This is a genomic window from Exiguobacterium sp. SH5S4 (assembly GCF_004337045.1).
Lineage (GTDB): Bacteria > Bacillota > Bacilli > Exiguobacteriales > Exiguobacteriaceae > Exiguobacterium > Exiguobacterium aurantiacum_A.
The window spans coordinates 1-16,897 of record NZ_SJUQ01000043.1 but is presented as its reverse complement, the minus strand read 5'-3'; the positions used below and the strand labels follow the sequence as shown (position 1 = coordinate 16,897).

The window sequence follows — 16,897 nt, the reverse complement described above, 5'->3', positions numbered from 1 at the left end:
CTTATGTTCGTCATATCTGTCACAGGGGTGGCCAAGAGGTTTATGTACGGGCGATTCATCTCCCACCTACGCTGGGCCTCGCCCCAGACGCTTAGAGGTGGGAGAATTCTCGCTTAATTATGTTAAAATTCGATAGTATCAGGGTCTGGACCGATGCGTTCATGTGTCGCGACCGCATCGATTTTCGCCATATCGTCCGCATCGAGTGTGAAGTCGAAGACGTTGAAGTTTTCTTCGATCCGGTGTGGTGTGACCGATTTCGGCAAGGCGACGTTCCCTGTCTCTAAGTGCCAACAGAGGACGACTTGGGCCGGTGTCTTCCCATGCTTGTCAGCGATTTCGGCAAACACCGGGACATCGAGGAATTTTCCTTGCATGAGCGGGCTCCACGCCTCGATTTGAATACCTTCATCTTGGCAGTACTCGACGAGGTCCGGTTGCGGGAGTTGCGGATGAAGTTCGACTTGGTTGATGAGTGGCGTCATCAGACCCGCTTCTTTCAACGCTTCAAGGTGATGCTCTTTGAAGTTCGAGACGCCGATCGCTTTGATTTTTCCGGCCTCATACAAGTCGACAAGATCTTTCCAAGCGGCGACGAAACCGTCGACCGGCCAGTGAAGCAGGCACAAGTCCAAATAGTCGGTCTCGAGGCGAGCGAGCGACTCGTCGAACGCATCCTTCGTCCGTCCTTGACGAATGTCCTCGTTCCAAATCTTCGACGTCAAAAAGATGTCGGCGCGGTTGACGCCTGAAGTCATAATCCCTTTGGCGACGCCTTCTTCGTTTTTATAGATAGCCGCCGTATCGATGTGGCGGTACCCGACTTTCAACGCCTCGGCGACAGCTTGCGGTGCCTCGGTCTCATTGTCTACTTGCCAGACGCCAAATCCGATCATCGGGATTTGAACGCCGTTTCGTAACGTTGCGAGTTGCATAAATCATTCCCCTTTCTAATCTGTCGAGCTGATTGTAACATACCCGACATCTTATTCCGAAAAACTAAATCGTCAAGTCTTTCCGTGTGAACCAGCCATAGCAAGTGACGATGATCAACACGTTCAGCGCTGTCAGCCAAAACAACGACAACCAAACCGAATCGCCTTGAATCAATGCGTTCGCGTCAAATAGAGAGAACATCGACAGGTTTCGCAACCAGTCGAGTTGATCGCTGAAGCCTGAGAAGATGTTGGCAATCAAGAAGATTGAAAAGATGCCGCCCGTAACCATGTACGACCGGGTGCTGTCATCGAACAGGCTCGCGAGCACGTAAGCGAGCGACCCGAGGACGAGCAAGATGAGACCGGCGTTGAGTTGCAACGTCCACAACAGACCGCTATCGATGTTTAAGTCGAACAACACGTTCGCGAGCATGAGGCTGAGCCCGTTCAACCCGACGAACAAGACGGTCGCGATGACCAGCAAGGCGATACTCGCCGTCACGTAGCCGCTTCTTGAAATCGGGGCCGCCATGTAGAGCATGACCTCGCCCGAGTCGACCGGTTTGGCCATGAGCCTTGACGCGAACGTCAACGCGAACAAGATGGCGAGCACGTAGAAGATGAGCCCATAATAGTTCCCGGCGAGCAGGTTGATGACGTTGTCCATCGCGAGATTCGGGTCGATCTTGAACACGTCGAGCAGCTCTGGCGGTAGTGAATCGAGCTTCCCTTCGATCAGGCCGGTCTCTTGAATCGATGGGAAGATGGCCGCCAAGAAGAACAAGTACACACTCGTCCCGAGCGCGTAACCTAATATCCAACCCCGATTTTGCTTGAACAGTGACGATACGAGTACCATTTAAGTCGCCTCCCCGTAATATTGCATGAACATGTGCTCGAGTTCGTCGGTGCCGCTCGTCAAAGACGCGATGTCGTGACGGGCGAGCAGCTCGATCAAGCCGTTCAACTCTTCTGACGTCGATAACGACACCGTGACGAATGTCTGTTCACGTGTCCCGATCTGTTCGCTCAATTTGATCGCCGCCGCCTCGTCTTTCATGCCGATGCGATACGTCTTTTTGCTTCGCCGTTTCAGCTCCGCCATCTCTTCTTCGATGATCATCCGGCCGTCGCGGATGAGGGCGGCCCGGTCACACGTCTTCTCCATCTCCGGGAAGTGGTGCGAGCTCATCAAAATCGCTTTCCCGGCCGCTTTTTCAGCGAGCACCCAGTCGACGAGACGCTCTTGCATGAGCGGGTCGAGCCCGCTCGTCGGCTCGTCGAGGACATATACAGGAACGTCTTTCATGAAACACGTGACGATGGCGAGTTTTTGCTTCATCCCTTTCGACATCTTCCGGACTTTCAAACCCGTATCGAAAGCGAACACGTCGAGCAATTGACGCTCCCGCTCCGCACTCGTCACGTGAAGACGTCTCGTGAGACGAATGACTTCTTCCCCGGTCATGTCTTGCGGGTAGTTGATCTCACCTGGCAAATAGCCGACGAGCGCCTTCACCGTCTCGGTCTCCTTCCAGCAGTCATGCCCCATCACGGTCGCTTTCCCTGAGTCGGCGTGGAGCAGTCCCATCAAATGACGAATCGTCGTCGACTTCCCGGCCCCGTTCGGACCGATGAAGCCGAAAACGGTGCCGGGCTCGACACGGAACGAGACGTCGAAAATACCGTGCGTCTGGTCAAACCGTTTCGTCAACTTCTCAATTTGGATCATTTCGCCCTCTCCTTTTTGAAATATAAACACGATATGATTACAAAACTAGTATATCACGTTATTTTTTGAAATGGAAATGGTATATTGATTACAAAACAATGGAGAAGAGGGATGAAGGTGGACGGTTTTACGAAACGGACGGAGACGAAACAACGGGCCATACTTGACGCCGCCAAGTCGCTGATGAGCGAGAAGCAGTCACGCTTCACAATCAGTGAACTTGCCCGCTCCGCCTCGGTCTCACCTGTCTCAATTTACAATTACTTCGGCTCGAAGGAACAAGTCGTCCTTCAAGTGCTCACGCGTCTGACCGAAGATGAGATGGGCTGGATCGATGAGCGCATCGGGGAACACATCCCGTTCGAGGAGTTACTGATTGAGATATTAAGACGGAAAATTGAATCAGCGGCATTGTTCGATGACGCGGTGTTATCAATCGTCACGGCCGACCCGTCGTGGCAACAACTCGCTGCCCGTGGCTATGCCGCGTTTCGAAGCTTGATCGAGTACGGCAAGACGACCGGGGCGATCGACCCAGACGTATCGACCGATGCTTACCTTCGTTACGTTCGCTTGATGCAACAGGCAGTTTTATCAGATCCAGATTTCGCGTCGCACGAAATGACCGAGACAATGCAGGAGTATTTTCATTTTTTCTTGCACGGGATCATGCGACGAAGCCGTTAAAACAGGCGACAATCCGCGGATTGTCGCCTGTTTCGTTCACTGCAGTTGTCGGTAGACATGGTCTTCTATCGGATAAAGCGACAGATCAAGTTCGCAGTCTCCCGTCAGCACCAAGTCTGCAAGTACTTTGCCGATAAACGGGCCGACCGTCAAGCCCGATGAACCGAGACCGTTGGCGACGAGTAATTTCTCCGCCCCCGGCACACGACCGAGAATCGGGATCGAGTTCGGTGTGATCGGACGGAAACCGACACGTGTCTCGATCAATTCGGCTTCGGCTAAGCCAGGCGCCGACTCCAGACCTTTTGCGAGCACTTCATGGACACCGATCGCCGTCGGGCGTGCGTCGAACGCCTTACCCCGTTCATGCGTCGAACCGATGACGACCCGACCCCCTTCGAACCCGAGCAAATATCGGCGTCGCGGTGGCATGACGACCGGCCAGTCCGATGCATCGACGTCTGTTAACTGGACGTGGACGATTTGCGCTTTCTCCCCGGCGACACGTGCCGTATAACCAATCGGCTCCATCAACTCAGGCAACCAGGCCCCACAGGCGAGCACGATCTCGTCGGCCTCATAGCGGACACCGTCGCACTCGACGTGATAGCCGTCTTCTTCGACGAGAACGGCAGAGCCGTCGATAAGTTTCACGCCACGTTTGACGGCGACACGTTCGAGAGCCGCGCGCAATTTCTCGCCATCGACGCGGGCCCCGCCTTCGACGAGGAGCGCATCGTATTCATCTGACAGCGGTGGGAAAAGAACTTTCGCCTCTTCAGCCGACAGTCGAGTCAACTCACCGATCTCTGGTGCCTCTTCTCGGCGCAGCGTCGTCCGCTCGAGCATCTCGTTCAACTTCTTGTCTTCATGCAACGCGAGCGTCCCGACACGTTTATAGCCGGTATCACGCTCACCCTCATTCATTAACTCGGCGACGACGTCTCTATAATAGCGGGCACCGCCTTTGGCGAGCGCGTACCAGGCTTTGTTGCGGCGTTGGGCGATCCACGGACAGACGATGCCTGCGGCCGCGTCGGTCGCCCGGCCCACTTCTTTTCGATCGATGACGGTGACGTCGGCTTTCCCGGCCAAATGGTAAGCAGCCGAGATGCCGACGATGCCCGAACCGATGATAATAATTTTTTTCATAAGTTTCGCCCCCTTTAATCGCGAGGGCGGTCACATCCTTTCCTGTCTTCCTAAAAAAATCATCGGCCCAAGGCCGATGATCAGTCTCGCATCGCGAGGCGGTACAATAAGTCGAGCAATTCGATATAGAGCCAGACGAGCGTCACAATCAATCCGAACGCCGCCACCCATTCCAACTGCTTCGGTGCCCGGGCTTCGACTTGACGTGCGATATAGTCGAAGTCGAGGACGAGCGCGAGTGAGGCGATGATGACGATGACGAACTGGACACCGATCGCGAGCGGTGACGACCCCGTCATGAACGGAAGTCCGGAACCGAAGAAACTCATGCCGATCTGGACGAGATACAACAGCATGACCGTGAAGATCGCGGCCGTGACACCGGCCCGGAACTTTTGCGTCACTTTGACGAGCCCGGTCGAATAGACGAACCACATCGCGAACGCGACGATAAACGTCGTCAAGACGGCGCGACCGACGATGCCCGGTGCCATCGCTTCAAAGAAGTACGAAATCGAACCGACGAACACCCCTTCGACGATGCCGTAGAGTGGTGCGACGACAGGCGCCGTGTTCGGTTTGAAGGTGATGATGAGCGCCATGATCAAGCCAAGAATGAGCGAGCCGATCATGAGTGGGAACAAGAGCGCTTCCCCGATCGTCGGAACGAGCAGCCATGTCGTACCAGCCGCGGCCGTCACGAGCAAGAGCAACGTGAACACTTTCGACCACGTACCGGCTTTCGTCATCGGCTCTGTGCTATAAGCAGTCGACTCCATCGATTTACGGAGAATTGGGTTAGATTTTAAGTTCAACTGTAGAAATCTCCTTTATTCTTTTTTCAGTTTTTGGTCATGACCTTGATAAACTCACGCATATAGTCGGGCAGATCTGGCGGACGACGACTCGAGACGATATGGCCATCGACGACGACCGGCTCATCGTGCCAGATCGCGCCCGCGTTTTCCATGTCGTCTTTAATGCCCGGTGTACTCGTCACGTTGACGCCTTGAAGAATGTTGGCTGAAATCAATACCCAGCCCGCGTGACAGATTTGACCGATCGGCCGTTTTTGCTCATCCATGTAGCGGACGAAGCCTTTCACCGAGTCGAAACGGCGCAACAAGTCGGGCGACCAGCCGCCCGGGACGAGCAACGCATCATACGACGAGATGTCGACGTCGTCGAACGCCACGTCCGACTTGGCCGGGACGCCATACTTCCCAATATAAGCGTGATCCGCTTTCTCGCCAGCGAGAATGACGTTCGCCCCTTCTTCACGTAACCGGTGGACCGGATACCAGAGTTCTAAATCTTCAAAGTCGTCACTGACGATCTGCAAAATATTCATACCTTGTAACTTCATCGAATCCCTCCCTTTAATTGTCTTTCCCTAGTATACCCGAAATCGGACATCCCGAAAACGAATAATCACTGTCTCGTAGCTGTATATCGATTTTACAGTCAAGAAATCATCTACATCTTGTGGTAGATGTGATAACGTTAGAGATGAATGATTGAAAAGGGGGCACACCTACCATGAAACAATACCACGACTTATGTAACCATATTCTCGACCACGGCGTCGTCAAAGAAGACCGGACCGGTACCGGCACGACGAGCGTGTTCGGCTATCAGATGCGCTTCAACCTGCAGGACGGGTTCCCGCTCATCACGACAAAGAAATTACATACGCGCTCGATCATCCATGAACTGCTTTGGTTCATCTCTGGCGACACGAACGTCCGTTACCTACAAGACAACGGTGTCCGTATCTGGAACGAATGGGCGGATGAGGACGGCAATCTTGGCCCGGTATACGGTGCCCAGTGGCGCTCGTTCCCGAAACCAGACGGCTCGAGTGTCGATCAACTCGCCCAAGTGATCGAACAGATCAAGACGAATCCCGACTCTCGTCGACTCGTCGTGTCTGCTTGGAACCCTGGTCAACTCGATGACATGGCGCTCCCGCCGTGCCATCTGTTGTTCCAGTTTTACGTCGCCGACGGCAAACTGTCGTGCCAGTTGTATCAACGCAGCGCCGACACGTTCCTCGGCGTGCCGTTCAATATCGCGTCATACGCTTTGTTGACGCACATGGTCGCCCACGTGACCGGTCTTGAGGTCGGCGATTTCGTCCACACGCTCGGTGACGCGCACATCTATCATAATCACCTCGAGCAAGTGAAGCTGCAGCTGACGCGTGACACGCGCCCGCTTCCGAAACTGAACATCTTGCGTGACGTATCATCGATCGAGGACTTCCGGTTCGAGGACTTTGAACTCGTCGGTTACGACCCGCACCCGCACATTAAAGGAGCGGTTAGCGTATGATCATCCATGTCGTCGCTTGTGGATCGAATCGTGAAATCGGGAAAGACAACGGCTTGCTCTGGCGCCTGCCTGACGACTTGAAATACTTCAAAGCCGTCACTACGGGTCAGACAATCGTCATGGGACGAAAGACGTTTGAATCGATCGGCCGGGCGCTCCCAAACCGGCGCAACATCGTCGTCACATCGAACCGTGAGTTTTCAGCACCCGATGTCGAAGTCTGGCACGACCTCGATCGCATCCTCACCGCGCGCGACACCGAGGACTTCTTGGTCATCGGCGGGGCGACGCTTTATGAACAGACGATGCCAGTCACCGAACGCTTCTATATTACCGAGGTCGACGGGACGTTCGAGGCGGACACGTATTACCCGCTCACGCCGCAAAATCTCATCGTCACGGACGAACGGTTCCATCCGAAAGATGAGCGGCATGATTATAGTTTCACGTTCCGCCAATACGACAAAAAAGACATCGAATGAGATCGATGTCTTTTTCAATCCGGTAATTTTTCAAGCCATTGCTCAATTTTTTCTGTGATGACGTCGTTACGGTCTTGCTCCGCCAAATCATCGTACAGCGTCCCGAGCTCGGTCGCCGTCCGCTTCGTGACGGCAAGGATATGGCTATACTTGCCGCGTTGTTCTTTCACGGCCGATAGCGTTCCTTTCGTCGAGGTCGACCCTGACTCGTCTAAGATGAACATCTCGACGTTATCGTTACAGGCGTATAAGTCGTACGGCCGATAGACGACCTCGTAGCGCCGATGCTGTTTCGGCAGCTGTTCGGCGAGTGAGGCGTATTTTTGCGGGCTCATCGTCACGTAAGCGAGACGCTTCTCTTCTCGAACTGCAGACGAATAACGGATGATGCGGTTACGCCCGTCACGCTTCGCTTTATACAAGGCCTCGTCGGCATAGGCGCACCACTCTCCGAGCGTCATCCCGGTCTCGCAGACGCGCGTATAACCGATCGACACGGTGACATGGTGCTCGTAAGGAAACTCCATCTGTTCGATCCGCGTCCTGACCCGTTCAAGTACCGCGTCGACGACGGTCCGGTCGGAAACGTTAAGGATGACCAAAAACTCTTCGCCGCCGTACCGAATCAACTCATCGCTCGAGCGGATGGCTAGACGGATCTCTTCGGCGATGCGATGCAACACTTCGTCGCCATACGCATGGCCAAACGTGTCATTTAACTGCTTAAAGTGATCGATGTCTAAAAGTGCGAGCGTGAAGCTCTCTCCGGAACGCTCTAACCGGGAGACGAACCGGCTGAACGTCGCTTTTAAGTATTTACGGTTAAAAGCGCCTGTCAATTCATCGACGAGAAGCGCGTTCGAGACGAGCCGTGCCTTTTCAATATGTAAGCCGAGCCGAACGAGCCGTTCTTCCATCGGGATCCACGATTCCCAGTAATCATCAAAGCCGTATGAATAAGCGGCCAAGCGATAATGCTCATTCGTCCCGATGACGACGAGCGGCACATAGAGTTTCTTCATTTTGCTGACGAACGACTGAATGTCTCGCTCTGGGAAGTGAGACCATAGTTCGACATCCATGACGATCGCTTTCGGGACGTCTTCATAATCGTACTCGACCGCTTCTGCGATCGTCTGCAGAAACACCGGCCTCGCCCCTAACTTTTCAACTCTCGGTTTGTAGCGACTAAACGTAGAGAAACTACCCGATAAAATCAATACTAAGTCTTCATCTTCTTGTTCGATTCCCAAAACCGTATGAATATAACGTTTGACCGGCGCAATCAACGCAATCGCTTCTGACTGCGTCAAGACGGGCGGCAGCTCACGCACGTCAGACTCGACCCGGCTAAAAATCTCAAGCAGATGCATGAGTCGACGATTTTTGACTTCCGTTTTCATCCAATCCAATAAAAATTCGATTTCGGTTTTTTGAATCTGTCTAGCTTCCGTGATTTTCGCCAAAATTCTATGTACTTGATCTGTGAGTTGATGTTGCTCCATGCCCGCCCCCCCAGTTTCGTTCTCCCCGATATTCGCTTCTGTCTCTGATTATGCGACTTCGCCCACGAAAATACAACTATTTCCTCATTTAATTCCTATTGTTTGACATTAATCTAGTTCAAACGTCCTATAAAATCAAAAAAAAAGCGGTTCAACGACCGCTCTCCCTGTTATTTACCAACTTTTAGATTAGGTGATGTCATCTCTTCCGGACGAATCCACTGGTCGAACTGCTCTTCGGTCAATAGACCTGTCTCGAGCGCTGACTCTTTCAATGAGATGCCTTTTTTATGGGCATGCTTGGCAATCTTCGCAGCATTTTCGTAGCCGATGTGCGGATTCAACGCCGTGACGAGCATAAGGGAGCGTTCGACGTTATGGGCGATCACATCTAAATCCGGCTCGATCCCGACGGCACAGTGCACATCGAACGAATGAAGGCTGTCTGTCAATAAACGGCACGTCTGTAAAAAGTTGTACATGATGACCGGCTTAAAGACGTTCAATTCGAAGTTCCCTTGGCTCGCACCGAACCCGATCGTCGTATCGTTGCCGAGCACTTGGGCCGCGACCATCGTCAACGCCTCACTTTGCGTCGGGTTCACTTTTCCAGGCATGATCGAGCTACCCGGTTCATTTTCAGGAATCGTGATCTCGCCAATCCCGGCACGAGGACCAGAAGCGAGCCAGCGGACGTCGTTGGCGATCTTCATCGCGTCCATCGCGAGCGCCTTCAACGCCCCGTGCGTGAAGACGAGTTGATCGTGACTCGTGAGCGCGTGGAACTTGTTCACGGCTGTCACGAAACGTTTACCGGTCTCAGTCGAAATTTTGGCAGCGACAACTTCACCGAAATCCGGGTGCGCGTTGATGCCTGTCCCGACCGCTGTCCCTCCGAGCGCGAGTTCTGTTAACGGTTCAAGCGTCCGTTCAATCATCTGTTTCGATAGTTCAAGCATGCGGACCCAGCCGCTGATCTCTTGCCCGAGCGTGACCGGCGTCGCGTCCTGCAAGTGGGTGCGCCCGATCTTCACGACGTCCATATACGTTTCGGCTTTCTTGTCGAGCGTCGCATGGAGCGCTTCGATCGCCGGAATGACTTTATCCTCGACGGCAAGGATGGCGGCGATATGCATCGCAGTCGGATACGTGTCGTTTGAACTTTGTGACTTGTTGACGTCATCGTTCGGATGAATCGTCAGCGACTGCCCGCGTGCTTTTAACTTGTCGTTCGCCAAGTGGGCGATCACTTCGTTGACGTTCATATTGGATTGTGTGCCTGATCCTGTCTGCCAGACGACGAGTGGGAACTCGGCGTCATGGTCACCCGCCACAATCTCATCTGCGACCTCGGCGATGATGTCCGCCTTGCCCTGCTCGAGGACCCCTAGTTCAGCGTTGGCCAAGGCCGCGCCTTTTTTCAGAATCGCGAACGCATGAACGACTTCGAGCGGCATTTTCTCCGTCCCGATTTTAAAATTCTCTAAGCTTCGTTGTGTTTGTGCTCCCCATTTTGCTGAAGCTGGGACGTTGATTTCCCCCATCGTGTCCCGTTCGATCCGATAATCCATGAAAATTCCCCCTCTTTTTTGACTACGCTTTCATTTTAGCGAAATTTTTGCAAAAAAGAAACGTGCGCCTACGAGAATCGAAAAAAAGTCGAGACACGTCTCGACTTCTTCATCTACCAAGCAGCGCTGCCTTTGCGACCGAGTCAGCCCGGTTATCTGCCCGTGGGATCCACTTGATGAACGTGACCGGCAGTTCGTCGTAGGTGATCAACGCCTCAAGAAATAGCGGTTTAACCGATTTGTCTTTCATAAAGCGTTGCTCGAGCGCACGCACGATTGTCTCGGCGTCTGAATAAAACAGGAACGTCGACTCCCCTTCGAGCGCTTCAGCTTGTTTGAGCGCGAAGACGAGTGCCGCGAGCTCGGCTTGAACGCTCGATAGCCCGGTCCGCTTCTCTGTGAACGTAACGACCGTCCCATCGGACGCCTTTAGCCAGACACCGAGCCCGTTCTCCCCGGTCTGTTGATTCGTGGCCGCGTCAAAATAAACGTGAACCAAAGCGGTACGCCTCCCAGTCGGTCTCGATCGGAGCGTCGATATCGATTTGTGACAGACGCTTCGACAGCAACGCGACTTCTTCGTGACCGTCCAATTTTTTCGCATACTTTTGGTGTGCTTCAAGCAACTGTTCCGTTCGCAACAGCTCGTATAATTGCTCGACGGTATCGTATGACTGCACGAGGATCGTCGCCGTCTTCGGGCCGATCCCTTTGACGCCCGGAATGTTGTCCGACGCATCGCCTTGGAGCGCCTTCACATCGACGAACTGTAACGGTCTCACCCCGTACGTCGCTTCGAACAATTCTCGGCTCATCAACAGTTCCTCGCCTTTTTTAGGGACAATTTGAAATACGTTCGAAGATAACAGTTGATGCAAGTCCCGGTCGGACGAGTACATGTACGATTCCCCGGGGAACGCCGTCGCGACGGCCCCCATCAAATCGTCCGCCTCGTACCCGGCCAGCTCAGACTGAAAGATGCCGCGTTCCGTGAGCGCGGCCCGCAGTTTGACGTAATCATGAAACAACGGTTCCGGCAGACCGGTCCGGGTCGCCTTATAGTCGGGGAACAAGGCGAACCGATGGGTCGTCTCTCTTGGTCCGTCCCAAAAGAAAGCGATATGGGTAAACTCGTTCGTCCAGCCGTCGACTTTACGAAGCAAACCTTTCAACGTCACTTCGGGGTCGAGCGCCCGGCGCCGTTCGGTCGCAAAATAATAACGCGATAATAAGTTAAATCCATCTACTAGCATCAACCTCATCGTTCATTCACCTCACAAGCTTTCATCCCGCGTTCAAGCGCTTCCCGGTCAAGTTCTTTGCCGATCCAGACAAAAACAGACCGGGTATCGTCGCTCGGTTCATTGGCGAACGTCGCGCCCATCAACTGGTTCGTCGCCTGGACGACAAATTTTGAAGACTCGCCTTCAATACGGACAATCGCTTTGAGACGATAGACGTCTTGTTCATAGTGCATGAGCACTTCTCTGACGTAACGCGTGACCCGCTCGCGGTTTAACGGCACGTCGGTCGTGATCGTGATAGCCCGCAGCGTCGAGACGGACGTATGTCCGGCTGTCAGCTCGCCGAGCAGACGTTCATCGATGCGGGAGAGCTGGAACGTGTTCTCGAGTAACTCATACGCTCCGACCGTCTGCTCGGTCTCGATGACACGTACGGTCGGGTTCAATTCACGAATCCGGCCGTGGGCACGCTCGAGCTCGGCCTCGCTGACGAGATCGACTTTGTTGAGCAAGATCACATCGGCATAGGCGATTTGATGGATACCTTCGATGAACAGTTCGCGGTCCATCTGGCTCGCATCGACGACGGTCAAAATCGCCGTCAGTTTAAAGCGCGAGCGTAAGTAATCGTCGTAATAAATCGTCTGGATGATTGGGGCCGGGTCGGCAACACCTGTCGTCTCGATGACGATGCGATCGAACGACTCGCCTCGCGAGGCGAGTCGATAAAACGTCTTGCTCAAATCATTTTGGATCGAACAACAAATACAACCGTTCGACAGTTCGATCTGTTCTTGATCCATGTTGACGATCAATTGTTCGTCAATGTTGACCGAGCCGAGCTCGTTGACGATCAAGAGCAATCGTTCGTCCGTCGCTTCTAAAAGACGGTTCATATATGTCGTTTTTCCGGCGCCTAAAAAGCCGGTCACTAATTGCACGGGAATCATGCCTTGCACCTCACTTTATAAATTTTCGTGGACCCGTGCCCACTTCTCGTAGCGAGCGTCCAACAAGTCGATCAAATGGAGCAGCCACCCTTCGGTCGTGGCCGGCAGGACGCTAGAACCCCATTCCCGTTTTCCGTGGTGGGACAAGATCATATGCCAAATCCGGTGGTGGACGTCAAGCGGCAACGTGATGCCGGCGGCTTGTTGACTCTTCTCGAACAACAGCCCTCCGTATGGCATGTGACCGACCAGACTCCCCATCGGATTGATGGCGATCCCTGTCGTCTCACTCGTGCCGGTGACGTAAAACAGCTGCTCGAACCGTCTCGGTGACGACAACAGATGACTGTATTCGAACAACTTGCCGATATCATGGAACAAGATACCAAGCGCGAGTTCGTCCCAGCGGAGCGGTTCTTTCAGTTCTGCCATCGCCTCACACGCCGTATAGAGCGACTCAAACGTCCCACGGAACGCCTGCTCGACTTTAACACCGTTCATCGTATTCCATACGTCTACTTTGTGCAACTGCTCGGCTTCTTTGATGATCCGGAACGCAGTCGCCAAATAATCGTCTTGCTCTTGGATGCGGTAACCGAGTCGCAACATGCAGACCGTATGTTTTAACAGTCCACCGACGTAGTTGTGGTGATGATAGAGCGCAGCCGGGGCCAACACGAAATCGTCCCAATATTGATCGAGGAGCGCCAGCGCGATCGCCTCATAGTCCGAAGACAGCGTCGACAAAATCGCGAACAGCTCTTCGGCATACTGATCGAACGTCTCGTCGCCTGGAAGTCCAGGTAAGAGCGACACCGCCTCGTCCCGGGACATCGGTTGGACACGATCGATCGTAATCGATTTGGCGCCGTCCGGCTTCGGATAGACGTCAATCTTTCCTTCTAAGGCGATCACGCCCGATTCGTAAATCGGTAGCAGTTGGTCTTCGTTTCCCCGCAGCCAGTGTTTGGCCCGGATCAGCCCGCCAGACGTCGTCAAATTGAGTTGCAACCATTTGGCGCCAGACTTCCCTTCCCGCACCTCGACCGAACTGACGAGCGCATTCGTCTGGATCGGTGTCCCGTCCGATAAATCCGTTAGCCGAAGCGTCGACTTCTCGACTTTCGGAACTTGAAACCTGGCCCGGTCGAACGTACCACCACCTGCGACCGCGTCGATCTGTTGATAATAATTCATGATATGACCCCCTTTTCTTCTCTTTGCCCATTGTATCGTGTTTTATCGTTCGAGGCGAACATACTTTCGTTACTGGTCAGAAACTTGCGAGGAATATATTGAAAGCGCTTACCTATATTGTTACGATATAAGTAGTTACAAAAAGGGGGAACGATGATGATTTCACTACTAGACACGTATGAACGGTTGATCGCGACAGGGGAAGCGGCACGTTATGCAGATGTCCATCCAACGATTGACGGTATCCTTGAAGGGGCGGTCTGTCCCGTATCAGACAATGAGCTTGAACGGGCAGTCGCCGGTCACGCCGGAAATCCATATACGCACGACGACCTCATCGACTCGGTCGTCGCGCATGAGATGAAAGGGGCGATGGCCGCTTTAATCGTCTCAGGGTATCCGGTGCAAACACCGCTCGCGAAAGCGGTCGTCTTATCTGCCTTCGCCCGGACGAACCGGATGAATATCGATAAGCTGAAAGAGCTCGGTCACGCCGACCTGCTCGTCCGCATCCAGTCGGCCGACCGCTCGTGGAAACGGACGTATACGCACTTGTATCGGTCGAGTCCCGCCCAAATGTGCGAGCAACTCGACTCGTTGCTCGGTGGCTGCGCCATCCATCGCGTCCTCGAGGCGCTCCATGATGACCGCAACATAAAAACGGCATAAGAAAAGAGCGGTCCCCGGGCCGCTCTTTTCTTATGCTTCAATTAACCTTCCGTCATCTCGACCGCTTCCGGTTCGAACAACGTGACGTTCCGTGCTGGCGAGAACGTCGAAATCGCATGTTTATAAATCAACTGTTGGCGCCCTTCCGACTCGACGATCACTGTGAAGTTGTCAAATGATTTGATGACTCCGCGAATTTGGAAGCCACTGACTAAAAACACGGTCGTCGGAACCATCTCTTTGCGCAATTGGTTCAGAAAATGATCTTGGATGTTATAGCTTGCCTTCATGTTGCATTCCCCCTAGTCTATGTCTCGTTCAAATAATCGGAATTTTCGAAAAAACTCCTCAACCTCATCATAGATATTTTTATACGATAGTTCAAATGATTTCTTTCCCATATCTACCCAAATCCCATCAAATTGATGACGGAACCACGTTAATTGCCGTTTTGCAAACTGGCGTGTATGTTGTTTTAACGTCTCGGTCATCCGCTCTCGCGTCAGCTTCCCGTCTAAGTATGGCACGACTTCTTTATAGCCGATGGCCCGTAGCGCCTGTGTCTCCCGGTACCCGGCACGCAATAAGCGCTCGACTTCTTCGATGAGACCCGCTTCGATCATCAAATCGACGCGATGATTGATCCGCTCATATAAGACGTCGCGATCGGCGTGCAGGACGAACAACTTATAATCGTAATGCTCAGATGGGGCACTATCCATTGCCTGCTCGTCACCTGAGAGCGCGACTTCGAGGGCACGGATGACACGGCGGACATTATTTGGATGAATGATGTCCGCGCGCCTCGGGTCGAGGCCACGCAAGCGATCATGTAACGCCTCGGCGCCGTGTGCTTCCGCTTCGGCTTCTAGCGCTGCACGCAGTTCCGTATCGACTGGTCGCTCCGTGAACTCGTAATCGTATAAAATCGCCCGAATATACAGGCCCGTTCCACCGACTACAATCGGCACCTTCCCGCGCGAGTAGATATCGTCGATCGCCGCGCGGGCGAGACGTTGAAATTTGGCGACGCTCATCGCTTCATCCGGGTCACAAATGTCGATCAAATGATGCGGTACGCCTTCCGCCTCTTCGACCGTCACTTTGGCGGAACCGATATCCATTTCGCGGTACACTTGGACCGAGTCGCCTGATACGATTTCTCCGTCGAACGCCTTGGCGAGCTCGATGCCCGTCTTCGTCTTCCCGACTGCCGTCGGCCCAACGATCACGATGACTGGTGTCTTTTTCATTTCTGTCACTCCTCAAACGAAAGACCGTTCCTAAAAAGGAAACGGCCCGTCAAATTCTTCTTTTAATTGTATCATCAAATACGACCGCAAACAGCATCCAACCGCAGATTAATAAACCGAGCAGTAAAATCAAGCCATCACTCATCTGTGACCGCCTCCTTTACCTACTCCTTTCCCACTTTTCACACTTTAGACACAATTTAACATGCAAACTAAAAACGCTCAGGATGAGCGTTTTTAGTTTGCCGTCTCGACTTGGCGTTTGAACCGCGACATCGCGAAGGCAAAGTAGAGGACAGCCGTACCGCTCGCCGCCCACCAAATGACGTCATAGAGTGGCGTCATCAAATTGGCCAAGCCGAGCAGTGCGGGTACGATCAATGTCAACCAAGCGAGGACGAAGGCGACGCGTGCTATCACGCCGTCGATCGCTCGTTCCAGCGCCATCCCATAGAAGAATAATCCCCAAAGGAACGACCAGAACAGCCACGACACCGCGCCCATGCTGTCACCGTTCGCGAACCCGACGACGGCGTAAAATAGTGCCGAAATCGCGACGAACAGTGAGAACCAGCCGACACCGCGTCCGTCCAAGTTAAAGATGAACGTCACACCGACGTACAAATACGTGAATGCGAACAAGTAAATACCTGCGTATCCAAACAGTTCTGACGGGCTCGCCCCGATGACAAGCCATGTCGCAATGAACGTCTGAAACATACCGGTGAACAGGCTGAACACCCCGGCACTTTTCATATCGACTTTCCCAAACAGGACGAGGCTGTTAATGAACAGTGCCACGCCGCCGAACAACAAACTAATATTCCCCACAATGATTGCTCCTTTGTATAGATGTCTGACGTCTGATTCGATACGTCCACTGTACATTGGATTCGCTTTCAACGCAAGAGGGAAATGATTCGTTCACAGGGTGGACTCACCTTCCAAACTAAAAACATCTCTTCCACGTGGGAGAGGGCACTGAAAAACCTCCGCTCTATCCGAGCGTGAACAGAAAAAAGGGCGATTGGACCGACTCAAGTCGGGACAATCGCCCTTTTTCCTTGCCCTTATCCTGTTTTTTCTTTTGAGAGGGTGATGATCCGCTTCAGGTTTACCGCGATGATCGCCATCACGCTCTGTAACGTCATGCCTTTCAGGTCTGACGTTTTGTTTCGCGCCA

Annotated in this window: 19 protein-coding genes; 4 read left to right on the top strand and 15 right to left on the bottom strand. The window is 53.2% G+C overall.

Features of this window, described 5'->3' with window-relative positions:
• Positions 1-122 precede the first annotated feature (122 nt).
• The 3 genes from EVJ32_RS15555 to EVJ32_RS15545 all read right to left on the bottom strand — a co-directional run bounded on the left by EVJ32_RS15555 (position 123) and on the right by EVJ32_RS15545 (position 2,670).
• Complete coding sequence (locus EVJ32_RS15555) at positions 123-935, bottom strand: aldo/keto reductase (protein ID WP_131459077.1); 813 nt, start codon at positions 933-935, stop codon at positions 123-125.
• 64 nt (positions 936-999) lie between these two features.
• Positions 1,000-1,797, bottom strand: a complete 798-nt coding sequence (locus EVJ32_RS15550) for an ABC transporter permease subunit (protein ID WP_131459076.1) — start codon at positions 1,795-1,797, stop codon at positions 1,000-1,002.
• Complete coding sequence (locus EVJ32_RS15545) at positions 1,798-2,670, bottom strand: ABC transporter ATP-binding protein (protein WP_201740699.1); 873 nt, start codon at positions 2,668-2,670, stop codon at positions 1,798-1,800.
• Positions 2,671-2,781: 111 nt separating this feature from the next.
• On the opposite strand from EVJ32_RS15545, the gene EVJ32_RS15540 reads away from it, so the two are divergent.
• On the top strand, positions 2,782-3,357 hold the full coding sequence (locus tag EVJ32_RS15540; RefSeq protein WP_236639531.1) for a TetR/AcrR family transcriptional regulator: 576 nt from the start codon (positions 2,782-2,784) through the stop codon (positions 3,355-3,357).
• A gap of 36 nt (positions 3,358-3,393) precedes the next feature.
• Here the strand turns inward: EVJ32_RS15540 and EVJ32_RS15535 are convergent, their stop codons facing one another.
• The 3 genes from EVJ32_RS15535 to EVJ32_RS15525 all read right to left on the bottom strand — a co-directional run bounded on the left by EVJ32_RS15535 (position 3,394) and on the right by EVJ32_RS15525 (position 5,875).
• Positions 3,394-4,509: an NAD(P)/FAD-dependent oxidoreductase gene (locus EVJ32_RS15535; RefSeq protein ID WP_131459074.1), complete on the bottom strand. Its 1,116-nt coding sequence runs from the start codon at positions 4,507-4,509 to the stop codon at positions 3,394-3,396.
• 80 nt (positions 4,510-4,589) lie between these two features.
• Positions 4,590-5,324: a Bax inhibitor-1/YccA family protein gene (locus EVJ32_RS15530; RefSeq protein ID WP_084812878.1), complete on the bottom strand. Its 735-nt coding sequence runs from the start codon at positions 5,322-5,324 to the stop codon at positions 4,590-4,592.
• A 26-nt stretch (positions 5,325-5,350) separates the two neighbouring features.
• Complete coding sequence (locus EVJ32_RS15525; RefSeq protein ID WP_131459073.1) at positions 5,351-5,875, bottom strand: type 1 glutamine amidotransferase domain-containing protein; 525 nt, start codon at positions 5,873-5,875, stop codon at positions 5,351-5,353.
• 173 nt (positions 5,876-6,048) lie between these two features.
• On the opposite strand from EVJ32_RS15525, the gene EVJ32_RS15520 reads away from it, so the two are divergent.
• Complete coding sequence (locus tag EVJ32_RS15520) at positions 6,049-6,843, top strand: thymidylate synthase (protein WP_131459072.1); 795 nt, start codon at positions 6,049-6,051, stop codon at positions 6,841-6,843.
• The gene (locus EVJ32_RS15515) at positions 6,840-7,325 is read left to right on the top strand and encodes a dihydrofolate reductase (RefSeq protein ID WP_131459071.1); all 486 of its coding nucleotides are present in this window, start codon (positions 6,840-6,842) and stop codon (positions 7,323-7,325) included. Before EVJ32_RS15520 ends, EVJ32_RS15515 begins: the two co-directional genes overlap by 4 nt.
• Before the next feature lie 14 nt (positions 7,326-7,339).
• Here EVJ32_RS15515 and EVJ32_RS15510 read toward each other — a convergent pair whose 3' ends face one another.
• The 6 genes from EVJ32_RS15510 to EVJ32_RS15485 all read right to left on the bottom strand — a co-directional run bounded on the left by EVJ32_RS15510 (position 7,340) and on the right by EVJ32_RS15485 (position 13,792).
• On the bottom strand, positions 7,340-8,830 hold the full coding sequence (locus tag EVJ32_RS15510; protein ID WP_131459070.1) for a GGDEF domain-containing protein: 1,491 nt from the start codon (positions 8,828-8,830) through the stop codon (positions 7,340-7,342).
• 170 nt (positions 8,831-9,000) lie between these two features.
• Entirely contained in the window at positions 9,001-10,401 is a 1,401-nt protein-coding gene (gene fumC / locus EVJ32_RS15505) for a class II fumarate hydratase (protein WP_131459069.1), read from the bottom strand.
• Between the two features lie 109 nt (positions 10,402-10,510).
• Positions 10,511-10,900, bottom strand: coding sequence for a reverse transcriptase-like protein (locus tag EVJ32_RS15500; protein WP_131459068.1), 390 nt, complete (start codon positions 10,898-10,900; stop codon positions 10,511-10,513).
• Complete coding sequence (locus EVJ32_RS15495; protein ID WP_131459067.1) at positions 10,881-11,663, bottom strand: 5'-3' exonuclease; 783 nt, start codon at positions 11,661-11,663, stop codon at positions 10,881-10,883. The genes EVJ32_RS15500 and EVJ32_RS15495 overlap by 20 nt, the downstream gene beginning before the upstream one ends.
• The gene (locus EVJ32_RS15490) at positions 11,660-12,595 is read right to left on the bottom strand and encodes a CobW family GTP-binding protein (RefSeq protein WP_131459066.1); all 936 of its coding nucleotides are present in this window, start codon (positions 12,593-12,595) and stop codon (positions 11,660-11,662) included. The genes EVJ32_RS15495 and EVJ32_RS15490 overlap by 4 nt, the downstream gene beginning before the upstream one ends.
• A 15-nt stretch (positions 12,596-12,610) precedes the next feature.
• Positions 12,611-13,792 (bottom strand): TraI domain-containing protein, encoded by a 1,182-nt coding sequence (locus EVJ32_RS15485; RefSeq protein ID WP_131459065.1) that lies wholly within the window; start codon positions 13,790-13,792, stop codon positions 12,611-12,613.
• Between the two features lie 156 nt (positions 13,793-13,948).
• Here EVJ32_RS15485 and EVJ32_RS15480 point away from each other — a divergent pair, with 156 nt between their 5' ends.
• Positions 13,949-14,461 (top strand): hypothetical protein, encoded by a 513-nt coding sequence (locus EVJ32_RS15480; RefSeq protein WP_236635976.1) that lies wholly within the window; start codon positions 13,949-13,951, stop codon positions 14,459-14,461.
• A gap of 41 nt (positions 14,462-14,502) precedes the next feature.
• On the opposite strand, the gene hfq is transcribed toward EVJ32_RS15480, so the two are convergent.
• The 3 genes from hfq to EVJ32_RS15465 all read right to left on the bottom strand — a co-directional run bounded on the left by hfq (position 14,503) and on the right by EVJ32_RS15465 (position 16,545).
• On the bottom strand, positions 14,503-14,751 hold the full coding sequence (gene hfq, locus EVJ32_RS15475) for an RNA chaperone Hfq (protein ID WP_016509830.1): 249 nt from the start codon (positions 14,749-14,751) through the stop codon (positions 14,503-14,505).
• 12 nt (positions 14,752-14,763) lie between these two features.
• Positions 14,764-15,714 carry a tRNA (adenosine(37)-N6)-dimethylallyltransferase MiaA gene (gene miaA / locus EVJ32_RS15470; RefSeq protein ID WP_131459063.1) on the bottom strand — a complete coding sequence of 317 codons (951 nt, stop codon included), beginning with the start codon at positions 15,712-15,714 and terminating at the stop codon, positions 14,764-14,766.
• Between the two features lie 237 nt (positions 15,715-15,951).
• On the bottom strand, positions 15,952-16,545 hold the full coding sequence (locus tag EVJ32_RS15465) for an AmiS/UreI family transporter (protein WP_131459062.1): 594 nt from the start codon (positions 16,543-16,545) through the stop codon (positions 15,952-15,954).
• Positions 16,546-16,897: the final 352 nt, after the last annotated feature.